Origin of the sequence: Streptomyces sedi (genome assembly GCF_006335015.1) — a bacterium.
GTDB classification, from domain to species: domain Bacteria; phylum Actinomycetota; class Actinomycetes; order Streptomycetales; family Streptomycetaceae; genus Streptomyces; species Streptomyces sedi.
The window spans coordinates 1-21,161 of record NZ_VDGT01000004.1 but is presented as its reverse complement, the minus strand read 5'-3'; the positions used below and the strand labels follow the sequence as shown (position 1 = coordinate 21,161).

17 protein-coding genes and 1 tRNA gene are annotated in these 21,161 nt (G+C 70.1%); 10 read left to right on the top strand and 8 right to left on the bottom strand.

The window, feature by feature from the left end; all coding sequences use genetic code 11:
• The first annotated feature begins 150 nt into the window (after positions 1–150).
• Positions 151–1,062: an SURF1 family protein gene (locus tag FH715_RS06800; RefSeq protein ID WP_139641807.1), complete on the top strand. Its 912-nt coding sequence runs from the start codon at positions 151–153 to the stop codon at positions 1,060–1,062.
• Here FH715_RS06800 and FH715_RS06795 read toward each other — a convergent pair.
• From FH715_RS06795 to sp36, 3 genes are all read right to left on the bottom strand, one after another.
• On the bottom strand, positions 1,007–2,860 hold the full coding sequence (locus tag FH715_RS06795; RefSeq protein ID WP_139641805.1) for a S9 family peptidase: 1,854 nt from the start codon (positions 2,858–2,860) through the stop codon (positions 1,007–1,009). The two genes, FH715_RS06800 and FH715_RS06795, sit on opposite strands and share 56 nt — an antisense overlap.
• 147 nt (positions 2,861–3,007) lie before the next feature.
• Entirely contained in the window at positions 3,008–3,475 is a 468-nt protein-coding gene (locus FH715_RS06790) for a RidA family protein (RefSeq protein ID WP_425472691.1), read from the bottom strand.
• A gap of 5 nt (positions 3,476–3,480) precedes the next feature.
• Positions 3,481–3,642, bottom strand: a complete 162-nt coding sequence (sp36, locus tag FH715_RS06785; protein WP_139641801.1) for a Sp36 family protein — start codon at positions 3,640–3,642, stop codon at positions 3,481–3,483.
• Positions 3,643–3,714: 72 nt separating this feature from the next.
• On the opposite strand from sp36, the gene bagA reads away from it, so the two are divergent.
• From bagA to bagB, 3 genes are read left to right on the top strand one after another with little or no spacing between them, the layout of a single operon-like run.
• On the top strand, positions 3,715–4,671 hold the full coding sequence (bagA, locus tag FH715_RS06780; RefSeq protein ID WP_139641799.1) for an ATPase BagA: 957 nt from the start codon (positions 3,715–3,717) through the stop codon (positions 4,669–4,671).
• Positions 4,665–4,796 (top strand): hypothetical protein, encoded by a 132-nt coding sequence (locus tag FH715_RS29275; RefSeq protein WP_281290712.1) that lies wholly within the window; start codon positions 4,665–4,667, stop codon positions 4,794–4,796. Before bagA ends, FH715_RS29275 begins: the two co-directional genes overlap by 7 nt.
• On the top strand, positions 4,793–6,277 hold the full coding sequence (bagB, locus tag FH715_RS06775) for an ATPase BagB (RefSeq protein WP_139641797.1): 1,485 nt from the start codon (positions 4,793–4,795) through the stop codon (positions 6,275–6,277). The genes FH715_RS29275 and bagB overlap by 4 nt, the downstream gene beginning before the upstream one ends.
• Before the next feature lie 287 nt (positions 6,278–6,564).
• Here bagB and FH715_RS06770 read toward each other — a convergent pair whose 3' ends face one another.
• Positions 6,565–6,918: a WhiB family transcriptional regulator gene (locus FH715_RS06770; RefSeq protein ID WP_139641795.1), complete on the bottom strand. Its 354-nt coding sequence runs from the start codon at positions 6,916–6,918 to the stop codon at positions 6,565–6,567.
• 360 nt (positions 6,919–7,278) lie between these two features.
• On the opposite strand from FH715_RS06770, the gene FH715_RS06765 reads away from it, so the two are divergent.
• Positions 7,279–9,564 carry a transglycosylase domain-containing protein gene (locus FH715_RS06765; RefSeq protein ID WP_139641793.1) on the top strand — a complete coding sequence of 762 codons (2,286 nt, stop codon included), beginning with the start codon at positions 7,279–7,281 and terminating at the stop codon, positions 9,562–9,564.
• 82 nt (positions 9,565–9,646) lie between these two features.
• Here the strand turns inward: FH715_RS06765 and FH715_RS06760 are convergent, their stop codons facing one another.
• Positions 9,647–10,111, bottom strand: a complete 465-nt coding sequence (locus tag FH715_RS06760) for a GatB/YqeY domain-containing protein (protein ID WP_139641791.1) — start codon at positions 10,109–10,111, stop codon at positions 9,647–9,649.
• 58 nt (positions 10,112–10,169) lie between these two features.
• Between FH715_RS06760 and FH715_RS06755 the strand changes: the two genes are divergently transcribed.
• The 5 genes from FH715_RS06755 (at position 10,170) to FH715_RS06735 (ending at position 17,031) form a co-directional block, all read left to right on the top strand.
• Positions 10,170–11,111, top strand: a complete 942-nt coding sequence (locus FH715_RS06755; RefSeq protein ID WP_139641788.1) for a metallophosphoesterase — start codon at positions 10,170–10,172, stop codon at positions 11,109–11,111.
• Positions 11,112–11,155: 44 nt separating this feature from the next.
• Positions 11,156–11,229, top strand: a tRNA-Pro gene (locus FH715_RS06750).
• 312 nt (positions 11,230–11,541) lie between these two features.
• The gene (locus FH715_RS06745) at positions 11,542–16,008 is read left to right on the top strand and encodes a TreTu family toxin (protein ID WP_139641786.1); all 4,467 of its coding nucleotides are present in this window, start codon (positions 11,542–11,544) and stop codon (positions 16,006–16,008) included.
• Positions 16,005–16,322 (top strand): hypothetical protein, encoded by a 318-nt coding sequence (locus FH715_RS06740; RefSeq protein WP_139641784.1) that lies wholly within the window; start codon positions 16,005–16,007, stop codon positions 16,320–16,322. The genes FH715_RS06745 and FH715_RS06740 overlap by 4 nt, the downstream gene beginning before the upstream one ends.
• Before the next feature lie 238 nt (positions 16,323–16,560).
• On the top strand, positions 16,561–17,031 hold the full coding sequence (locus FH715_RS06735; protein WP_139641782.1) for a hypothetical protein: 471 nt from the start codon (positions 16,561–16,563) through the stop codon (positions 17,029–17,031).
• 128 nt (positions 17,032–17,159) lie between these two features.
• Here FH715_RS06735 and FH715_RS06730 read toward each other — a convergent pair whose 3' ends face one another.
• The 3 genes from FH715_RS06730 to FH715_RS06720 form a co-directional block, all read right to left on the bottom strand.
• On the bottom strand, positions 17,160–19,193 hold the full coding sequence (locus FH715_RS06730; RefSeq protein ID WP_246108606.1) for a nuclease-related domain-containing DEAD/DEAH box helicase: 2,034 nt from the start codon (positions 19,191–19,193) through the stop codon (positions 17,160–17,162).
• 450 nt (positions 19,194–19,643) lie between these two features.
• On the bottom strand, positions 19,644–20,345 hold the full coding sequence (locus tag FH715_RS06725; protein WP_139641778.1) for a hypothetical protein: 702 nt from the start codon (positions 20,343–20,345) through the stop codon (positions 19,644–19,646).
• Between the two features lie 95 nt (positions 20,346–20,440).
• On the bottom strand, positions 20,441–20,815 hold the full coding sequence (locus tag FH715_RS06720; RefSeq protein ID WP_139641775.1) for a mCpol domain-containing protein: 375 nt from the start codon (positions 20,813–20,815) through the stop codon (positions 20,441–20,443).
• Between the last annotated feature and the right edge of the window lie 346 nt (positions 20,816–21,161).

The window sequence follows — 21,161 nt, the reverse complement described above, 5'->3', positions numbered from 1 at the left end:
CGCGCCCAAAGCCCGCCCACCGGGGCGACGGCGGCAGGGGAAACCCGCCACCGGGGCGCGGACGAACACCCGTCCGAGCCGTGCGCGTGAGGCGTCGACCCCGGCGACCCCCGCACCGGGGAGGCGGGCGGGCGCCAGTACCGTTGGGGTGTGTACCGGTTCCTGCTCACCCCCCGATGGTGGGCGATCAACGTCTTCGTGGTGCTGGCCGTGCCCGTCTGTCTGGCCGCCGGCACCTGGCAGCTGAGCCGGTTCGAGGCGCAGGTGGACTCGCACCGCGCGCAGCAGGAGCTGGCGCGGGGCGAGGGCGAGGTACGCCCGATCGCCGAGATGCTGCCGCTGACCACCGACACCGTCGGCCACCAGGTCGAGGTCGCGGGCACCTTCGACGCGGAGAACCAACTCCTCGTCCCCGAACGGATGGTGGACGGCGAGCGCGGCTTCTATGTGCTGACCCCGCTGCGCCCTTCGGACGGCTCGCCCGCCGTGCCGGTGGTGCGCGGCTGGCTGCCGGGCGCGGCCGATCCCGCCGCCGCGCCCGAGGCGCCGGCCGGCGAGGTGACCGTCGTCGGGGCGCTCCAGGCCGCCGAGTCGCCGAGCACGGTCAGCGGGCGAACCGAGGGCCTCGCCCCCGGCGAGCTGGGCGTGATCGGCGCGGCCTCGCTGATCAACGTCCTGCCGTACGAGACCCAGGACTCCTGGATCACGGTGCGCGACCCCGAGCCGCCGATGGTGGCCGTGCCGGCGACCGCGCCCACCGGCACAGGGCTCGACCTCGACGCCTTCCAGAACCTGGGCTACACCGCCGAGTGGTTCGTCTTCGCCGGCTTCGCGGTCTTCATGTGGTTCCGGCTGCTCCGCCGCGAGGTGGAGCAGCAGCGCGACCGCGAGCTGGGCCTGGCCGAGGAACCGCCCCCCTCCCCCGGCGCCCCGAAGGACGCCGGGGAGGCGAGCGCCGAAGGCGCGGAGAGCACCCGCGACACCGGCGGCGGCGCGAACACCGCGGCTAGTCGGTCGAAGCGGCCTCCCGAGCAGCCGGCAGATGATCTCGCGCGAACCTGATCTCCATCCGCACCTGCTTGATCCGCTCCTCCACGACCAGCGAGCCGTGTCCCGCGTCGTACCGGTAGACCTCCAGCGGATGGCCCCGGTCGGTCAGCCGGGTCACGTAGTTCTCGATCTGGCGGATCGGGCAGCGCGGGTCGTTCGTCCCCGCCGAGATGTAGACGGGAGCCCTCACCTCGTCGACATAGGTGATCGGTGAGGAGGCGGCCCACCGCTCGGGCCGCTCCTCGGGCGTGCCGCCGAGCAGCGTGCGGTCCAGCGCCTTCAACGCCTCCACCTCGTCGTCGTAGGCCGCGACGTAGTCCGCCACCGGGACCGCCGCCACCCCGACCGCCCAGCTGTCCGGCTGGGCGCCGACGCCGAGCAGGGTGAGATACCCGCCCCAGGAGCCGCCGGTCAGCACCAGCCGCTCCGGATCGGCCAGCCCCGAGGAGACCGCCCACTCGCGCACCGCGGCGATGTCCTCCAACTCGATCAGCCCGACACGGTGCTTGAGCGCGTCCGTCCACTCCCTGCCGTAGCCCGTCGAGCCGCGGTAGTTGACCCGGACGACCGCGAAACCGTGGTCGACCCAGGCGGCGGGACCCGCGGCGAAACCGTCCTCGTCGTGCGCCGTCGGCCCGCCGTGGATGTCGAAGACCGTGGGGAACGGGCCCTCGCCGGCCGGCCGTTGCACCAGCGCGTGCACCAGGCCGCCCGGCCCCTCCACCCAGGCGTCCTCGACCGGCACCGAGCGCGGCGCCTTCGGCCCCGGCGGGTCGAGCACCGTCCGCCCGCTGGTCGACATGACGCGGGGCGGCTCGGCGGCCGAGGACCAGAGGAACTCGACCTCGCCGTCCGGCCGCGCCGCGGCCCCGCCCAGCGTGCCGGGCGGCGTCTCCAGGCGGGTCAACTCGCCGTCGGCCAGCGAGTAGCGGTACGCCTCGTCGCGCGCCTGGAAGCTGTGCAGCACCAGCAGCGCCGAACCGTCCGGATACCAGTCGGCGTACGCGTCCCCCGCCAGGCCGAACGACAGCTCGCGCCGCTCACCGGTCAGCGGGTCCCACAGCAGCGCCTCCCAACGGCCGCGGCGCTGGTGTCCCACGAGGAGCCGGCTGTCGCCCGGCAGCGGCGCGAAGCCACGCGCCAGCAGCCCCGACTCGACCGTGCCGCCCTCGGTGTCGTCCATCTCGGCCACCGTCGAGCCGTCCAGGCGGACGATCCGCAGCGCGGAGTGCATCGCGTCCGCGTGCTCGGTGTGCTCGATCGCCAGCAGCGAGGAGTCGTGGGAGATCGCGGCGACGTCGGCGGACTGCCGGTGCCGGTAGATCTCGGTGGTCTCCGCCTCGCCCGGCCGTCGGACGTGGATCGTGGAGCCGTCCTCCTCCGTGTCCCGGCTGACGACGACCGTGCCGTCCCGGCCGAGCGCCAGCCCGCTCGGGTACCCGGCGGCGAGCCCCGGCACGGCCGTCTCGTCCGGGCCGCCGCCGAACGGCTGCCGCCGCCAGACGCCGAACTCGTCCCCGTCCGTGTCGTCGAACCACCAGACCCACTCGCCGTCCGGCGAGAGCCGCCCGGAGACCGTGCCGTTGGGCCGGTCGGTGACCTGCCGACGCTCCCCCGTGGCCCGGTCCCAGGCGTACAGCTCGAACGTCCCCGTGGCGTTGGAGACGAAGAGGGAACGGTCGGGCGCCTCGCGGGCCCAGCTCGGCAGGCTCACCCGGGGCGCCCGGAACCGCAGCTCCCAGTCGGGTACTTCGGGGGCGGCACCGTCGGTCGGTGTGGTCCCGACCTCCTCGAACGCGGAATCAGTCATGCGGTCAGTTGTACCCGAAGGGACCGACAGCGCACCGTCGCGCTTCCCCCGGCCGAAGGACGCGTTGCCTGAACCGGCAACCGGTGAAGGCACCGTGCGCGTCCGCTCGTTGGACCCGGCGTGGAACCTTCGAAGACCCCGCGTACCTCAGCCGTCGGCCAGCTCGACCTGGAGCTCGACCTCGACCGGCGCGTCCAGCGGCAGCACCGCGACGCCCACCGCGCTGCGCGCGTGGCGTCCGCGTTCGCCGAAGACCTCGCCGAGCAGCTCGCTGGCGCCGTTGACCACCTGCGGCTGGCCGGTGAAGCCCGGCGCCGAGGCGACGAAGCCCAGCACCTTCACCACCCTGGCCACGCGGTCCAGGTCACCCGCCACGGACTTGACGGCGGCCAGCGCGTTGAGGGCGCAGACCCGCGCCATGTCGCGCGCCCGCTCCTCGTCGACCTCGGCGCCGACCTTCCCCGCGATCGGCAGCTCGCCGGCGACCAGGGGGACCTGCCCGGAGGTGTAGACGTAGCGCCCGCTGATCACGGCCGGCACATAGGCGGCCACCGGCGGTACGACCGGCGGCAGTTCGAGCCCCAGCTCCGCCAGGCGCCGCTCCACGCCGCTCACGGCGCTCATCCGGTCGGCTTCTCGCGCTTGAAGTACGCCACCAGCTGCTCGGCGTTCGGCCCCGGCACGACCTGCACCAGCTCCCAGCCGTCCTCGCCCCAGGTGTCCAGGATCTGCTTGGTCGCGTGCACCAGCAGGGGCACCGTCGCGTATTCCCACTTCTTCATGGCGGCCACTCTAGAGCCTGTCCGCGACGGCCGCCCGAGGCGTTCTCCCGGCGTTCCCTTAGGCTCGCCCACGTGACCCCAGAACGCAGACTGCACGTGGTCTCCGGCAAGGGCGGCACCGGCAAGACGACCGTCGCTGCCGCGCTCGCCCTGGCGTTGGCGGAGGAGGGGCGGCGCACCCTGCTGGTCGAGGTCGAGGGACGCCAGGGGATCGCCCAGCTCTTCGAGACCCAGGCGCTGCCCTACGAGGAGCGCAGGATCGCCATCGGCCCCGGCGGTGGCGAGGTGTACGCGCTGGCCATCGACACGGAGAAGGCGCTGCTCGACTACCTCCAGATGTTCTACAAGCTCGGCGGCGCGGGCCGCGCGCTGCGGCGGATCGGCGCGATCGACTTCGCCACCACCATCGCCCCCGGGCTGCGTGACGTGCTGCTGACCGGCAAGGTCTGCGAGGCCACCAGGCGTCGCGGCCCGGACGGCGGGTTCGTCTACGACGCGGTGGTGATGGACGCGCCGCCGACGGGCCGGGTCACCCGGTTCCTCGGGGTCAACGACGAGGTCGCCGACCTGGCGAAGGTCGGCCCGATCCACCACCAGGCGCAGGCGGTGATGCGGGTGTTGAAGTCCGCGGAGACCGCGGTCCATCTGGTGACCCTACTGGAGGAGATGCCGGTCCAGGAGACCGCGGACGGCGTCGCCGAGCTGCGCGCCGCCGAGCTGCCGGTCGGCACCGTGGTGGTCAACATGGTCCGTCCGCCGGTGGAGGGGCCGGCCGCCCCGGCCGGCGTCGACCGGCGGGAGCTGGCCGCCGCGCTGCGCTCGGCCGGGCTGCGCGCGCCGACGCGGCTGGTCGACCCGCTGCTCGACGAGGGCGCCGCGCACGCGGAGCGGCGTTCGCTGGAGGCCGCGCAGCGCGCCGAGTTGGCCGCCCTGGGGCTGCCGGTGCGGGAGCTGCCGCTGCTGGCGGACGGCGCGGACCTCGCCGGCCTCTACCGCCTGGCCCGCCGGCTGCGGGAGCACGCATGGTGACCGCAGCGGCCGAGGTGGCCGAGATGGTCGGGGTGGTCGGGGTGGCCGGAGTCGTCGAGGCGGCCGGGAACGAGGCGTGGACCGGGCCGGGGAGTGTGCGAGGCGTGAGAGGAGCCGACCGATGACCGAGCCGCGGCAGGGCCGGGAGCGTGCGGACGTCGACCCGGCCGTCGCCGAGGTGCCGTCGCTGGCGATCGACCCGCTGCTGGACCGGCCGGAGACCCGGATCGTGGTCTGCTGCGGCTCGGGCGGGGTCGGCAAGACCACGACAGCGGCGGCGCTCGGCCTGCGCGCTGCCGAACGGGGCCGGCGCGTCGTGGTGTTGACGATCGACCCGGCCCGCAGACTGGCGCAGTCGATGGGCCTGGCGGAGCTGGACAACGTGCCGCGCCGGGTGCCGGACGTCGACGGCTCGGCCGGCGGCGAGCTGTTCGCGATGATGCTCGACATGAAGCGGACCTTCGACGAGACCGTCGAGGAGCACGCCGACCCGGAGCGCGCCCGCGCGATCCTGGAGAACCCCTTCTACCAGTCGCTCTCCACCGGCTTCGCCGGCACCCAGGAGTACATGGCGATGGAGAAGCTGGGGCAGCTGGTGGCGCGCGACGAGTGGGACCTGATCGTCGTCGACACCCCGCCCAGCCGTTCGGCGCTGGACTTCCTGGACGCGCCGCAGCGGCTCGGCTCGTTCCTGGACGGGCGGTTCATCCGGGTGTTGATGGGGCCGGCGAAGGCGGGCGGCCGGGCCGGGCGCAAGGTGATGGACCTGGGGCTCGCCGGGCTCTCCCGGTTCACCGGGACCATCGACCGGGTGGTGGGCGCGGGCCTCGTGCGCGACGTGCAGAACTTCGTCGCCGCGTTGGACACCATGTTCGGCGGCTTCCGGACCAGGGCCGACGCCACGTACCGGCTGCTCCAGGCGCCGGGCACGGCGTTCCTGGTGGTCGCGGCGCCGGAGCGGGACGCGCTGCGGGAGGCCGCCTACTTCGTGGAGCGGCTGGCGGCCGACCGGATGCCGCTGGCCGGCCTGGTGCTCAACCGGGTGCACACCTCGGGGGCCCCCGGGCTGAGCGCGGAGCGCGCGTTGGCTGCGGCCGAGACCCTGGAGGCAAAAAATCTTGCTCCGCAGGGCATGGCCGATGATCCGACCGGGCAGACAGAGACGGAGCGGACCACCGCACAGGAATCCCCATCCCCCGGGGATTCCGGGCGGGAGCGACCGCCGGGCCGTCGTTCTCCCGAGACCCACTCCTCCACGGGCTCCTACCCGACGGACGCCGAGGCCGCCGACCACAAGACGACCGACGGCGGGCACGACAGCGGCGGGCAGCACGGCATCCCGATCCCGCGCGAGGACATCGGGCACGAGGGCACCGGGCACGACGAGGGCGCTACCCCCGTGACGGCCGACCTGCTCGCGGCGGCCCTGCTGCGCGTCCACGCCGAGCACATGCGGCAGTTGGCGCGGGAGAACCGCACCAGGGCACGCTTCACCGCGCTCCACCCCGAGGTGCCGGTCGTCGAGGTCGCCGCGCTCCCGGGGGACGTGCACGACCTGGACGGACTGCGGACGATCGGCGCCGCGCTCGGCGACTCCGCTCCCTGAACCCGTGGCCCCGGCTTCCTGAGCCGTGCCCCGGTCATCTGAGGGGAGGGGAGGACGACCGAGGCCACTGTGAGAGCCCTCACAGTGGCCATGGCGTCAGAAACACTCGTGTCACTCGCGCCTCAGACGCCACTCACGTCCATCGCCGCACAGCAAATCAAACAAATCCAGTAGCGCATCCGCCATATACGAACAACGCGAAATGCGTCACGCGCTTCCGGGACCCCCGGAAAGCGGGAACAGCTATGCCACGGGCGCGCCCGATGTCACGCGCCTCCGTTCGTTCTCTATCCCACCCCTGCCCACTCCTCGAAGGAACCGCCGGCGGCGTCTCCATAACGGCCGTCTCCGCTGTAGCGCAGACTCCGCTCGTATTCGGTGCGCGCCGTCTCCAACAGACGACGCCAGGAGGTGACCGTCGGGCGCCGGCGCAACAGCGCACGCCGCTCGCGCTCCGTCATGCCACCCCACACGCCGAACTCGACGCGGTTGTCCAACGCGTCGGCCAGGCACTCGGTGCGCACCGGGCAGCCGGTGCAGACCACCTTGGCGCGGTTCTGCGCCGCGCCCTGAACAAACAACTCATCCGGATCTGTCGCGCGACAGGCCGCCTGCGCGCTCCAGTCGGTAACCCAGCCCATGCCGGTGCCGTCCTCTCCCGAATCGAGGCTCCCCCACGGCGGCAAGTGGCATATTCGCCCTCGCCAGTTGGCGACGTTACGGAAGGCAGCCACACCACAACACCCCCGAGGGGTCTCATCTTGAATGGCCCGATCGGACTATGGGAAGCGCGAAGTAACTCGAAAGAGTGACAGTTCGGAGACTCGGTCCAGAGCGCGCGTGCGAGTTGTGTAGGGGGTGGGCGGCGACACACAGACCCTTTGCGAACTCACCCCTTCGAGTGAGGGGGAACTTGACTCGCAAGGCGAGATGTGAACCGGTAAGTAGCTTAGGCGAACACCCGGGCCCCTGTCCGGCGTTTGAGAACGTAGGCTGGGCCCATGGGTAGGAAGCGTCCCGGTGGCGGCCTCAGCGCCGCTCAGCAGGTGGCCAAGTTCCTCGGTGTGAGCGTGCTCTCCGGCGCCGTGCTGGCGGGCATCGCCCTGCCCGCCGTCGGCGCCATCGGTCTGGCGGCCCGGGGCACGGCCGAGGGTTTCGACGAGATCCCCGCCATGATGAAGCGCCCTCCGCTGAGCCAGAAGACGACCATTCTGGACGCCGAGGGCAACCAGATCGCCGACGTCTACTTCCGCGACCGCACCGTGGTCTCGCTGGACGAGATGTCCGAGGACGTGCGCAACGCGATCGTCGCCATCGAGGACGCCAGGTTCTACGAGCACGGCGCCGTCGACCTGCGCGGCATCCTCCGCGCGCTCAACCGCAACATGGAGTCGGGCGGGGTCGCCGAGGGCGCCTCCACCCTGACCCAGCAGTACGTGAAGAACGTGTTCGTCGAGGCGGCGGGCGAGGACGAGGAGGCGGTGGCCGAGGCCACCCAGCAGTCCGGCGCCGTGGGCCTCGGCCGCAAGATCCGCGAGATGAAGTACGCGATCCAGCTCGAACAGGAGCTCTCCAAGGACCAGATCCTGGAGAACTACCTCAACATCACGTACTTCGGCCAGCAGGCCTACGGGGTGGAGGCCGCCGCCAAGCGGTACTTCTCCAAGTCGGCCGCCGACCTCGACCTCGCCGAGTCCGCGCTCATCGCCGGTCTCGTCCAGTCACCGAGTCGATACGACCCGGTCGCGAACGAAGAGGCCGCGATCGAACGACGCAACCTGGTGCTCGGCCGGATGCTGGACGTCGGCGACATCGACGAGGCCGAGGCCGAGGAGGCGATGGCCGCCGAGCTGAACCTGGCGATCAGCGAGCCGAGGAACGGCTGCATCACCGCGCCCAACGACGCGGCGTTCTTCTGCGACTACGTGCACCGCGAGTTCCTGGAGAACCCGATCTTCGGCGAGACCCGCGACGAGCGGGCCGCCCAGTGGGCGCTCGGCGGCATGACCATCCAGACCACGCTGCGCCCCCAGGCCCAGGAGGCCGCCTCCCAGGCGGCACGCGACGGCGCCAACCCGGACGAGCCGATCACCGCGGCCGTCGTCCAGGTGGAACCCGGCACCGGTCATATCGTCTCCATGGCGCAGAGCCGCCCCTACGGCTACGGCGAGAACCAGACCTCGATCAACCTCAACGTCTCCAGCAGCATGGGCGGCACCACCTACGGCTTCCAGCCCGGCTCCACGTTCAAGCCGTTCACCGCCGCCGCCGCGCTCGAACAGGGCATCTCCCCCGCGCAGACCTACGAGACCGACCACGAGATCACCCTCCCGATGGCCGACTTCCGCAACTGCGAGAACCAGCCGCTGGGTTCGGCCGACGAGCGCGAGTGGACGCTGAAGAACGAGCGCGAGGACGAGACCGGTGAGTGGGACATGACCGACGCGCTCGGTCAGTCGATCAACACCTACTTCGCCGAGCTGGAGCGCCAGGCCGGCCTCTGCGAGACCATCACCATGGCCGGCGACCTCGGCGTCGAGCGCGGCAGCGACGAGCCGCTCGGCGCCAACCCCTCCGTGACCCTCGGCGGCCAGGAGACCACCCCGCTGATGATGGCCAGCGCCTACGCGGCGTTCGCCAACGAGGGCACCTACTGCCGCCCGGTGGCGATCACCGGTGTGACCAACGCGGACGGCGAGGAGCTGAGCGTTCCGCCCAGCGAGTGCGGGCAGGTGATGTCGGCGAAGACGGCCAGGACCATCAACATGATGCTCCGCGGCGTCGTCGAGGACGGCACCGGCCAGACCGTCGGCCTCTCCGACCGGGACAACGCGGGCAAGACCGGCACCACCGACGAGCGGAAGAACGTCTGGTTCGTCGGCTACACCCCGCAGCTCTCCACCGCCGTCCGGGTCGGCGGCGACCAGACGCTGCCGCCGATGGAGGACATCACGATCGGCGGACAGTACTACGAGCGGGCCAGCGGCGCGGCCGTGGCCGGCCCGATCTGGCGCCAGGCCATGTCGGGCGCGCTCCAGGGCGTGCAGGCCACCGAGTTCACCCAGGTCGACGTCCCCAGGGGCGACGACAGGGACGACGACGACCGGGACGACGACGACCGCGACAGGGACCGTGACCGCGATCGCGATCGCGACCGTGACCGGGACCGGGACCGTGACGAGGACCGCGACGACGCCCGGCCCCCGGGCGGTGGCGGCGGTGGCGGTGGCGGTGGCGGTAACAACGGCCCGAACTGGGACGACTTCGACTGGGGCGAATGGCCGTAGGCCCGGGGCCCCGGCGACACGAGAGGCGCCCCCGCCCGCTCACGACGAGCGGACGGGGGCGCCTCGTTCGTTACCGTCCTGGTCAGCCGGCCAGCGCGCGCTTGACGGCGGCGGCCACCCGGCCGCCCTCGGCCCGGCCGTCGACCCGCGGGTTGACCGCCTTCATCACGGCACCCATCGCGCGCGGGCCCTCCGCGCCCTGCGCCCTGGCCTCGGCCACCGCCTCGTCGACCAGAACCGCCAGCTCCTCGTCGGTCAGCTGCCGCGGCAGATAGTCGGCCAGCACCGCGCCCTCGGCCCGTTCCCGCTCCGCGCTCTCGGCCCGGCCGCCCTTCTCGAACGCCTCGGCGGCCTCCCGGCGCTTCTTCGCCTCGCGCGCGAGCACCTTCCGCACCTCGTCGTCGGAGAGCTCGCGCGCGGTCTTCCCCGCGACCTCCTCGGTGGTGATCGCGGCGAGCGCCATCCGGAGGGTGGCGGAACGCAGCTCGTCGCGCTCCTTGATCGCTGCCGTCAGATCGCCCTGCAGCCGGGACTTGAACGTGGTCATGTCGACCATTGTGACAGCCGGTTCCCGCCCACCCGGTGGGCTCTGCGACGATGGTCACATGCGCGCGCGATACCGCATTCCCCTGAACGCAGCCCTCGCCGCCGGCGCCCTCGCGGCCGGGACGGTCGCCTACGCCGCGGGGTTCGAGGCGAGATCCTTCCGGCTGCGGCGGGTGACCGTTCCCGTGCTGCCCCCGGGGGCGCCGCCGCTGCGGGTGCTCCAGGTCTCGGACATCCACATGGTCTCAGGGCAGAACAAGAAGCGCCGCTGGCTCCAGTCCCTCGCCGGCCTCCGGCCCGACCTGGTGATCAACACGGGCGACAACCTCTCCGACCCCGAGGCCGTACCGGAGGCGCTGGACGCGCTGGGGCCGCTGATGGAGTTCCCCGGCGCCTATGTCTTCGGCTCGAACGACTACTACGCGCCCCGCCTGCGCAACCCCGTGCGCTACCTGGCGGAACGCTCCTCCGGCCGCCACGGCCTCAACGGCAACGCGCCGGCGCGCAACGTTCCCCGCAACCCGTGGTGGCAGCTGCGCGACGCGTTCGACGAGGCCGGCTGGGTCAACCTCACCAACACCCGCGGCCAACTCAAGGCCGGCGGCGCGGAGATCGCCCTCACCGGGCTCGACGACCCGCACATCAAACGCGACCGCTACGAGAAGGTCGCCGGCGGCCCCGACCGCGACGCCGACCTCGCCCTGGCCGTGGTGCACGCCCCCTACCTGCGCGTCCTGGACTCCTTCACGGCCGACGGCTACCCCCTCATCCTCGCCGGCCACACCCACGGCGGCCAGCTCTGCGTCCCCTTCTACGGCGCCCTGGTCACCAACTGCGACCTCGACACCGACCGCGTCAAGGGCCTCTCCCACCACGAGGCGGCGGACCACCGCTCCTACCTCCACGTCTCCGCGGGCTGCGGCACCAACCGCTACACCCCCGTCCGCATCGCCTGCCCCCCGGAGGCCACGCTGCTGACCCTGACCCCCGCCGAAACCTGATTTCGTGAACGCCCGCTGGTCAGCTAAAGTAGTTCACGCTCCACCGGGGTGTGGCGCAGCTTGGCAGCGCGCTTCGTTCGGGACGAAGAGGTCGTGGGTTCAAATCCCGCCACCCCGACGGTGAAACACCAGGTCAGGCCCGGTACTGAGAGATCAGTACCGGGCCTGATGTGCGTGGGGGCACACTTGAGGGCCAAGAACCGATGCGGCCCCATTCCACGCGCCCGAGGGAATGCACAGGGCCCGCGTCACAACGCCCCCCGCCCCCGGCACGAGCACCCCCGCCCCGCCACCGTCGAGGCCGGCGCGGGTGCACGACGCCGACGGCGGCGCCCTGGCGCCCCCCTGCCCTCCACCGCCTTGCTCACGACAACAGCGCCTGACCTCGGGTAACCTCGTCGGACCAACGCTCACGGGGGGGGTGGGACTGGTGGCGCGACCGTCTGACTGGTCACCGGTGGACATGGACCGGGACCCGACGCCGGGGGACCCGGACGAGGTCAGGGAACTGGCCGATGATCTGGGGGAGTTCGCCGACGATGTCGGTGAGGCGCTCGGCAAGATCCGGGGCATGGCGGGCGAGCGAGCGGTACTGGACTGGGCGGGGCTCTCGGCGGACGCGTTCCGCCGGGAGTTCGACGGCGTCCCGGACAACCTCACCAAACTCGAAGACTCCTACTCCCTCTGCTCCCAGGCGCTGCACACCTACTGGCCGAAGCTCCAGACCGCCCAGGGCATGGCCGACCGCGCCCTGGATCGCGCCATCACCGCGCAGGCGGACCTGGCCTCCGCGCAGTCCGCGCTCGGCGACGCCTCCGACTGGGTCGGCCGCGCCGGCGACGAGGCCGAACGCCTCCAACGCGAAGGCGAACGCGACAACGTCGACCCCCCGGACGAGGCCGACGTCCGCGCCGCCGCCCGCGACCAGCAGGCCGCCGAAGCCGCCGCCGGCGCCGCCCAGTCCCAGGTCAACGACGCGGAGGAACGCCTCTCCGCCGCCCGCCAACTCGCCCTCGACGCCCAGGAGATGCGAGAGGAAGCCGCACGCGAGTGCGCCCGCGACATCGACGAGGCCTCCGACGCCGGCATCCAGAACCGCCGCTGGTGGGAAAAGGCCATCAAATGGGCCACCGACAACTGGGACACCCTCGTCGAGATATGCAAGGTCATCGTCGCCGTCCTCGGCATCGTCGTCATGATCATCGGCGGCCCCCTCGCCTGGGTCGTCCTCGCAGCCGCCCTCGTCGTCCTCGCCGACACCCTCATCAAATACGCCAGAGGAGAAGCCGGACTCCTCGACGTCGCCTTCGCAGCACTCGACTGCATCCCCGGCATGAAGGGCCTCACCACCCTCGGCGGACTCGCCCGAGGGTTGAGGGGCCTGGCCAGTACCGGGCTGCGCGGGATCTCCGCCGGAGTCAGGGGCCTCGGTCAGGGACTTCGCGGCATGAGCAGAAGCATTCGGCGGCTGTTCTGCCGGGTGGACCCGATCGACATGGCAACAGGTGAGGTCGTCATGTCCGCGACCGATGTGCATCTCCCGGGTGTACTCCCCCTGCTGCTGGAACGACACCATCGCACCTCGGTGGTCACCGGCCGGTGCTTCGGGCCCTCCTGGGCCTCCACCCTCGACCAGCGCATCCTGCTGCGGGCGGAGGGCGTGCAAGTGATCACCGCCGACGGAATGGTGCTCACCTATCCCCGCCCCCCTGCGGACGTGGAGGTCTATCCCGTCGAGGGCCCTCGCTGGGGGCTGACCTGGCAGGGAGAGCCGGGGACACCGATGTACCTCCGCCAGCCGGAGCGAGGAACCACCCTGGTCTTCGCGCCCACGGAGTCACGTCCGGGCAGCGAGCTTCCCCTGACAGCGGTTCTCGACACCAACGGCAACGAGACGCGCGTGGAGTACGGGGGGCGGGGCGCTCCCGTCGCGCTCCACCACAGCGGCGGCTACCACCTGGGCATCACCACGGACCGGGGCCGCGTCACCGAGTTGCGGCTGCTCAGCGCGCCCGACCAACCGGTGCTGGTGCGGTACCGCTACGACGGCCGAGGCAATCTGAGCGAGGTGTTCAACTCCTCGGACCGCCCGATGCGGTTCTCCTACGACGACTCCCGGCGCCTCACCGGCTGGCGGGACCGCAACGACACCTGGTACGGCTACCGTTACGACGAAGACGGCCGCTGCGTCGAGGCGACGGGCAGCGAGGGCTACCTACGGGGCCGAGTCGCCTATGACGCGGAGAATCACCGCACCCTCTTCACCGACTCGCAGGGTCACATCACCACCTACGAGTTCAACGACTGCTTCCAACTCCTCGTCGAGACCGACCCATTGGGACGGAAGACGCACCGGACCTGGGACCGTTACGACAACCTCGTCAGCCTGACCGACCCCGCAGGGCACCAGACGAGCTACACCTACGAGCACGGCAACCTGGTCGCGGTGATCCGGCCGGACGGCCGCGCGACCCGCGCCCGCTACGACGAACGCGGACTGCCCGTACAGCTCATCGAACCCAACGGCGCCGTATGGCAGATGGCCTACGACGCGCGGGGCAACCAGACGGAGGGCACAGACCCCACCGGCGCCGTCACCCGCTACTCCTATGGCGTCCGGGGAGAGATGGTCTCCGTCGTCGACGCGCTCGGGCGCACCACCCGCGTGGAGTCGGACGGTTGCGGACTGCCGCTCGCCGTCACCACGCCCCTGGGCGCCACTACCAGGCAGCGCCGCGACCCCTTCGGGCGCCCGATCGAGATCACCGACCCGTCCGGCGGCGTGACGCGGCTGCGGTGGAACACCGAGGGGAAGCTCACCGAACAGATCGACCCCTCGGGCCACTCCACGACCTGGAGGTGGGACGGCGAAGGCAACTGCCTCGCGCACACGGACGAGAACGGCGGAACCACTCGTTACGAGTACGGCCCCTTCGACCTGCCCACGGCCCAGGTCAGGCCCGACGGCCAACGGTTCGAGTTCCACAGGGACGCCGAGCTGCGGCTGCTCCGGGTGGTCAATCCCAAGGGTCAGACCTGGGAGTACACCTATGACCCCGCCGGACAGCTGGTGGCGGAGTCCGACCTCGACGGTCACGAGGTCCGCTTCGCCCACGACGCCGCCGGGCGGGTCACGCGGCGCACCAACGCGCTGGGCGAGACCGTCTCGTTCGACTGGGACGCGTTGGGGCGCCTGGTCGGCAAGGACGTCGAAGGGGAAGTGACCCGCTTCGAATACGACCCGCTCGGTCGGCTGGTGAGATCGTTCAGCAGCGAAGTCGAACTGACGCTGGACCGGGACCCGGTCGGTCGCGTGGTCGCGGAGTCGGTCAACGGCCGTCAGGTCCGCCAGAGCTACGACGCGCTGGGCCGGCTCACCACCCGGACGAGCCCCTCCGGCCACCGTACGGACTGGCGTTACGACGACGAGGACAACGTCGCGTCGATGGCCTCCGGTGAACGCCGCATCGTCTTCGCCAGGGACGCGCTGGGGCGCGAGGCCGAGCGCCACATCACCGGTGCGGACGGCGCCGCGCTGAGCCTCCGGATGAGCTGGGACCCTGTCAGCCGGCTCTCCCAACAGCAGGTTCTCTCCGGTGGGCGTCTGCTTCAAGAGCGCGGCTTCGCCTACCGCCCGGACCACTACCTCACCGAGCTGCACGAGGCGGGCGCGCCACGGATCGCTCTCGATCTCGACGCTCTGGGGCGGGTCGCCGCGGTGCACTCGGGTGGCGAACGGGCCGAGACCTACACCTACGACGCGCTCGGCAACCAGCTCACCGCCCACTGGGGCGACGATCTGGCCGATGCTTCCGGTGACCGCGCCTACCTGGGGAACCGGGTGTCCCGTGCGGGGCGGGCTCACTACCATCACGACGCACCCGGCCGGGTGGTGCGGCGCACGACGAAGTCGCTCTCCGGGACGTCGTCGACCTGGCACTACCGCTGGAACGCGGAGGACCGGCTGGTCGAGGCCAGCACACCGGACGGGAGCCGGTGGCGTTACCAGTACGACGGGTTGGGCCGTCGGGTCGCCAAGCTTCGGCTGGGCGAGGACGGCGGCGTGCGGGAGCGGGTTGATTTCAGCTGGTCCGGCACCACCCTGGTGGAACAACTGAGCAGAACTCAGGCGGAAGACCGCGCGACTGCCGTGAGCTGGCAGTACCACGGGCTTCACCCGGTAGCGCAGATCGAACGCGAACTACCGGCGGCCGACCTGCCCCAGGCTGACGTCGACGAACGGTTCTACGCCATCGTCACGGATCTCGTCGGCGCCCCCACCGAACTCCTCGACGACCGAGGCCACGTCGTCTGGCGGGCACGCACCACGGTCTGGGGCCTGCGCGCCGGCGGGGGACGCGACACCGCGGCGTCCGTCAGCACCCCGCTGCGCTTCCCCGGTCAGTACGAGGACACCGAGACCGGCTGGCACTACAACGTTCACCGGCACTACGACCCGCGGACGGCGCGGTACACCTCCCCTGACCCGTTGGGGCTGGACCCGTCGCCGAACCCCACGGGTTACGTGCACAACCCGCTCACCTGGGCCGACCCGCTGGGGCTGGACATGAGCCGGGTCGGCCGCTGGATGGGTGATGCGGAGTACCAGGCCATGCTCGACACGGGCTACGTGCAGGCAGGCAGCGGAGGACAGTCCACCTACGTGGCCTTCCCCTCGGACCAGACCGCGTATGGTCGGCAGGCGGCACCCGGCTCGCTCTACGTGGAGTTCGACGTACCCAGCGATTCCCTCAGGACAGCCGGCGAGCCCGGCTGGCGCCAGATCCCCGGCCCGGACAACCAGCTCTATACCAGGCTGAACGCGCGCCGGGGCCTGCCACCACCCGAGATGCCGCGCTTCGAGAACATCCAGATGATCACGAGAAAATGCTCATGAGACTCCACGAATGGCTAGCCGACTGGCATCGGTCGCATACCGCCGAACTCGCTCGGCGCGGCTTCTCCCTGGAGGAACCCACCGCCTCGGAGCCCGAGGCGGCGAAGCCGTCGCTGACGGCCTACTTCGAGTCCGAGGACCGTGGTGTCCAAGTGACCGCGTGGAGTTCGGGCGAGGTCCAGTTCTCGACCGTCGACTACGCCGCGGCAGCCGAACCGACGCATACGTACCACGAGTCGCTCTCCCCCGAGCAGTTGGAAGACGAACTGAACGAACGGCTCAACTGGGCGCGACCGCCGGATCCACGAGGCTGACGCCCACCGCGTGCGCCCCGGGCAGGAGCACCTGGCGGTGGCGCGGGGCGGCGGGCTCTCCACGTTCCCCCTCACCCGGAGTGGAGGCTGCGGGCTCGTCTCGACACAGGGACGGAACAGGCAGCTTGTCTTCGCCTGGCACGGCCCGTCCCTCCGCTCCGCGGCCTGACTCGGACGCGGCGCACGGGAGTGACAATCGAAGGAACGCCCACGAGAGAAACGGAGTCGAGACAACGCCGTGGAAGCCCACGACCTGACCATCGGTGGTGTGTCAGTCCGGTACTTCACTGGCGGCGAAGTGCTGAACGCCGAGGAGCCGGTGCGGTATCTCGCCCCTCATGAGGACGCGCTGCTGGCCGGGAATGCGCGGGTGCGCCGCGTCGTTTTCCGGCCGCTGCCGAGTTCCCCGCTCGTCGCGCTGTATCTCCACTGGAGCGAGGCGGCTTCGCTCACCGAATTGGACGCACGGGTCGCTGCGGGCACGACCACGGAGGAGGACTTCCACGACGCGGTCACGGGCCAGACGTTGACCCGCCGGTGCCGTGGGTGCGGGGCCCGCTTCTCCATCCTCTACGCGGTCGAGTTCCCCGGCTTCTCCCGTGATCGCCCCCGTCGGCTCCAGGAGCACGACCACATCACCCACTGCCCCGCGTGCGGAACCGGATGGACGGCCTATGTCCTGGAGATCATCCGGCGGTTGGACGGGTGACCCGTTCCCTCGCGCGTGCCCCACGGCCGTCGACCTCCACGGCCGTCGACCTCCGTTGACCTCCCACGGGAGTGAACGGACCGCGTCGGCACGTGCCATCCTCGGATGGACCAGCGAGCCGCCCCGCGTCACCCCGCCGGGTCCCGTCGCACACTGCCCAGCCAGAGTTCGTCACGTGCGCGCGTCATGGCCACGAAGAGTCGGCTGCGGGAGAGTTCGCGTCGTTCGCGGACCGTGTCCGGGACCTGCTCCTGGGGAGCCCGAGCATCGGCGAGGCCGTCCGTGTCGTGGCCGGGCAGGAACACCCGCTTGAACTCAAGCCCCTTGGCGCGGTGGTAACTTCCGAGCTTGACCGCCTCGACGGGGTTGCCGTCGTAGTGCTCAAGCAGGCAGACCCGCATCCCGGCCCGGTCGAGAAGCCGCTGGTAGTGACTGATGGCGCGCATCGAGGCGCAGAGCACGGCGCTGTCCCGGCGGGCGTCGGACGGCAGGGCCCGCAGCGCGTCCAGAAGTGCCTCGTCGTGCTCGGCCGTTGACGCTTTCACGACGCGTACCACCCTACCGTCGTGGTACGTCAGATCGACGTCCCGACGCCCGGGAGTGCGCAGGCCGTCGATGTCCTCGAAGGGGTCGTCGGCGACCACCGCCAGCGCGGCGTCGAGGATCTCCTTGCTGTTGCGGTAGTTGGTGCGCAGCACCTGCCCACGGTCACCGCGGATGTCGATACCCGCCTCGGACAGGCGGAACCCGCCCGGATACACGGCCTGTTGACCGTCCCCCACCAGCAGAAGCCCGTTCGGCGCGTCCCCGACGAGCGCGTGCAGAAGGCGGACGCCGACCAGTGTCAGATCCTGCACCTCGTCCACGATGACCGCCGCGTACGGGCGTTGACCCGTTTCACGACGGGCCTCCGCCAGGGCGAGGGCGAGAACGTCCTGGAAGTCGTGGACCTCACGTTCGGCGAGCCGGGACTGGTATTCCTCGAAGAGGTTCCACACCGCCCGCCGGTGTTCCCGCCCCAGTCTCGCGCGTCGGCGACGACGGGACAGGCCCGCGTACTCCTCGAACGAGGTGATGCCCCGCCCCTTGATGACGTAGTCGATCTCCTCGCGCCAGTACCCGGGGGTGTCGTCGATCTCGGCGAGGCAGCTGTCCCTGCCCACGTTCTTCCAGGCGAAGCCGAAGGCGGTGTCGATCTTCTCGCCGTTGATTCGAACCCGGACACCGCGGTCCTGAAGGAACTCCTGCGCCCAGGCGTGCAGACCGCGGAAGTCGACCCTGTCGGCCACCGCCGGCGACATCGCCTTGAGAAAGGTGGCCTGCACCCGGTGCAGATTCCTGGCGAAGGTGATGTAAAGCACGCGCCCGCTGCCGCGCTGGGCGAGGTGAGCGGCGCGGTGCAGGCCGACGACGGTCTTTCCCGTACCGGCCGGCCCACTGATACGAGCGGGACCGGACCAGTTGCGCCGCACCAGGGCCACCTGGTCCGGGTGGAGAAACGTCATCCACTGCTCGATCGGGGCGCGCAACGCCTCCTCCAGGGCCGCGTCGCGCAGTCCTTCGAGATCGAACAGACCGTCGGCGGGCTCGGTGCGCCGCTCCCGTGGCTCCGACGCGGGCGGCGCCACGGCGGACCCCTCGTACTCGGGGAAGGCGCGCTCCAGGTGATCGGCTATGGCACGCACGGAGTTGGCAGGCAGCCGAAGGCGTTCCGACAACAGCACGGGGCCGACCTCGCGTTCACCCAGCAGCCGGATGCGCCCCAGCTCGGTGTCGAGGCTACGGCCGGCGAAGACCATCAACGGCCGCACCGCGACCGGCGACATCCCGAGCGACGCCACCGCCCCCTCGGCGCTTCTGGTCACCGCCAGAAGCTTCGCGGCGTGCTCGTCGCGGTTCTGACCACCCGCGCGGAGGGCCCCCTGGGCCACCTCGGGAGCGGAACGCCAGTTCTTGACGTCCAGCACGAACACGCCACCGGGACCGACGAGGATCATGTCGACGTTGGCGGCCCGCGTCCCCGGCCACTTCCGGTCCACCAGCAGCCGCCACCCGCGCTCCGTCAACACCAGCAGCTGCGCGGCCACCGCCTGCTCACCCTCGCTGGCGGCCTCCCACCTGTACGCCTCCCACCGCGCCGCCTGCCACTGCTCCCGCAGCAACCGCTCCTGGCGACGCGCTTCCTGAGCCCGTCGCGACGCAGATCCCCCCGCGGCCATGCCCTACCCCTCGTACGTGGAGTAGCGATCATAGGACGGTAAGCGACGGTCCGACAGGGGTACGAGGCCGGAAACTCACCGGGACGACCGAGTGCCGGCCGGGCTCCGGCGCGGCAGACCACGCCCGCGAGTGGCGGTTGGCGTCAACCGTGGGCGTCACGCCCCATGCAAAAGGCCCCGTCGATCACTCGACAGGGCCTCTGAGCTGGTGCGCGCTCGGCAGGATTCGAACCTGCAACCTTCTGGTCCGTAGCTCGAAAGAGATCGGTCATCTGCGGTCGTTGGGGGCGCGGTTGGGGTGGTGAGGAGCGGCGAAGGGTGGTGGCGGCTGCTGTGGTTGCGGTACCGAGCTGCTGTACAGCAACCACAGATGCACTGCCCGCACGTAGACTCTCAGCGGTCATCCCTTCGCAGGGCCAAAATAAGACTGACAATGCTGGCCGCCGTCGCGATTGCCACCACCAGTCTATCGACCCAAGACCCCGAAAGCAGGAATTGAATAAGAATCACGGACAGGCCAACCGAAGAGGCAGAAAACAGCAAGACTTTCAAGGTCGCCGACCTCGCCACCATTCGCTTTCTCGCCGTCACCACGTGTGGACTATCCGAAATCCTCCTGTACCTATACCTGCCGGGATCCAGCGAGTGAATCAACTCTCGATCATCAAAATGCCGAGGAGCCTCCCCCAGGTCGAAAGAGTAGAATTCCAGACAATCGCGAGAAACCAGGAGGGAGGTTACGTCAACGAGAAGATTTTTTTTGAGTGTCGTGACATCGAAGACCGCCTGGTCGTCAACAAGGAACCTCCCCAACTCCTTGTCTAACTCACTCCAAGCTACACTTGTCATTCGGGTTTCTGTCTGCAACAACTTATCGAGGACGCCTCGGTATCTATCGACAGCTAGCCTATCGATCTTACGAGGCTGGACTCCTTCGCCCACTCTTTTAGGGTAGTACCCACCGGCCAATCCTTCCATAAGATTCGAGATCTTTGTGTAAATGGAATGAATCTGCTCATCAGCTTCCGCGGAGATGTCGCCACTTTCGACGATCTTGACGAAAGTGATCGATGCAGGCGCTTCATGCTCAAACAAGTAGGTGAGTACATTTACGTAAGGATCAGGAATGTGCGAGGTGACAAGTAGGTAGATATTGCGGGACCCGCCATCGAACCGTCTTCTTCTCCGAATCACTCGCAAACCACCATTGTCGCCATGACGCGATCTTTGCCGGACAGCTTAGCCTTCCGCAGATTCCCAAGCGCCTCGGATGCCGATGATCCAACTCCTACGCTGATGGTCCTTCCACACAAACCGGTGAAGCGCCTTCTCATTGCCTCGATCTCACCGACGTCGACACGCCCTTGCCGCCATGCGGCCAGAAGATCGTCCCCACCGCTGAAGAGAACATCAACGCCACGGCTAGCACTCAAATCCGAGATCAACTTCCCCATTGCGGCGCTAACTAGTTTGCTGTAGTTGCAGGCATCACTCACCCTCTCCTCAAGAAGAAGAAGTTCGAGAGGTCCGCCGATGTCGTCCCCGTCAAAGTATGCGAATTCCATTCCTACCTCTTGGATGTGGAATACGGCTCTTATCGCGTGCAGATGAGCGCTTGCGTTGGGAATCTAGTGTAAAGGGTCGGCCAGACCCTCCGGTTGGCGGAACGGCTTCGGGCCAGAGAGCTTTGGGGCGAGTGATCATGGCCCTGTAAGCTTTCGACGCATCGGGCAGTCCGTGGACCTGCCCGATCAAGCACGACGTTGGGGCCATGATCTTAGAGCGCGTTTGAGATCTGGTTATGAGGTGCGTCGTAGGGGGCGCCGTCCGGGTCGGGTCGCGGGTTGGCCACGGGTGAGTCGGCGGAGTATCACGTCGGTCATCGCCCAGCGGACCATGGTGGCGGAGTGT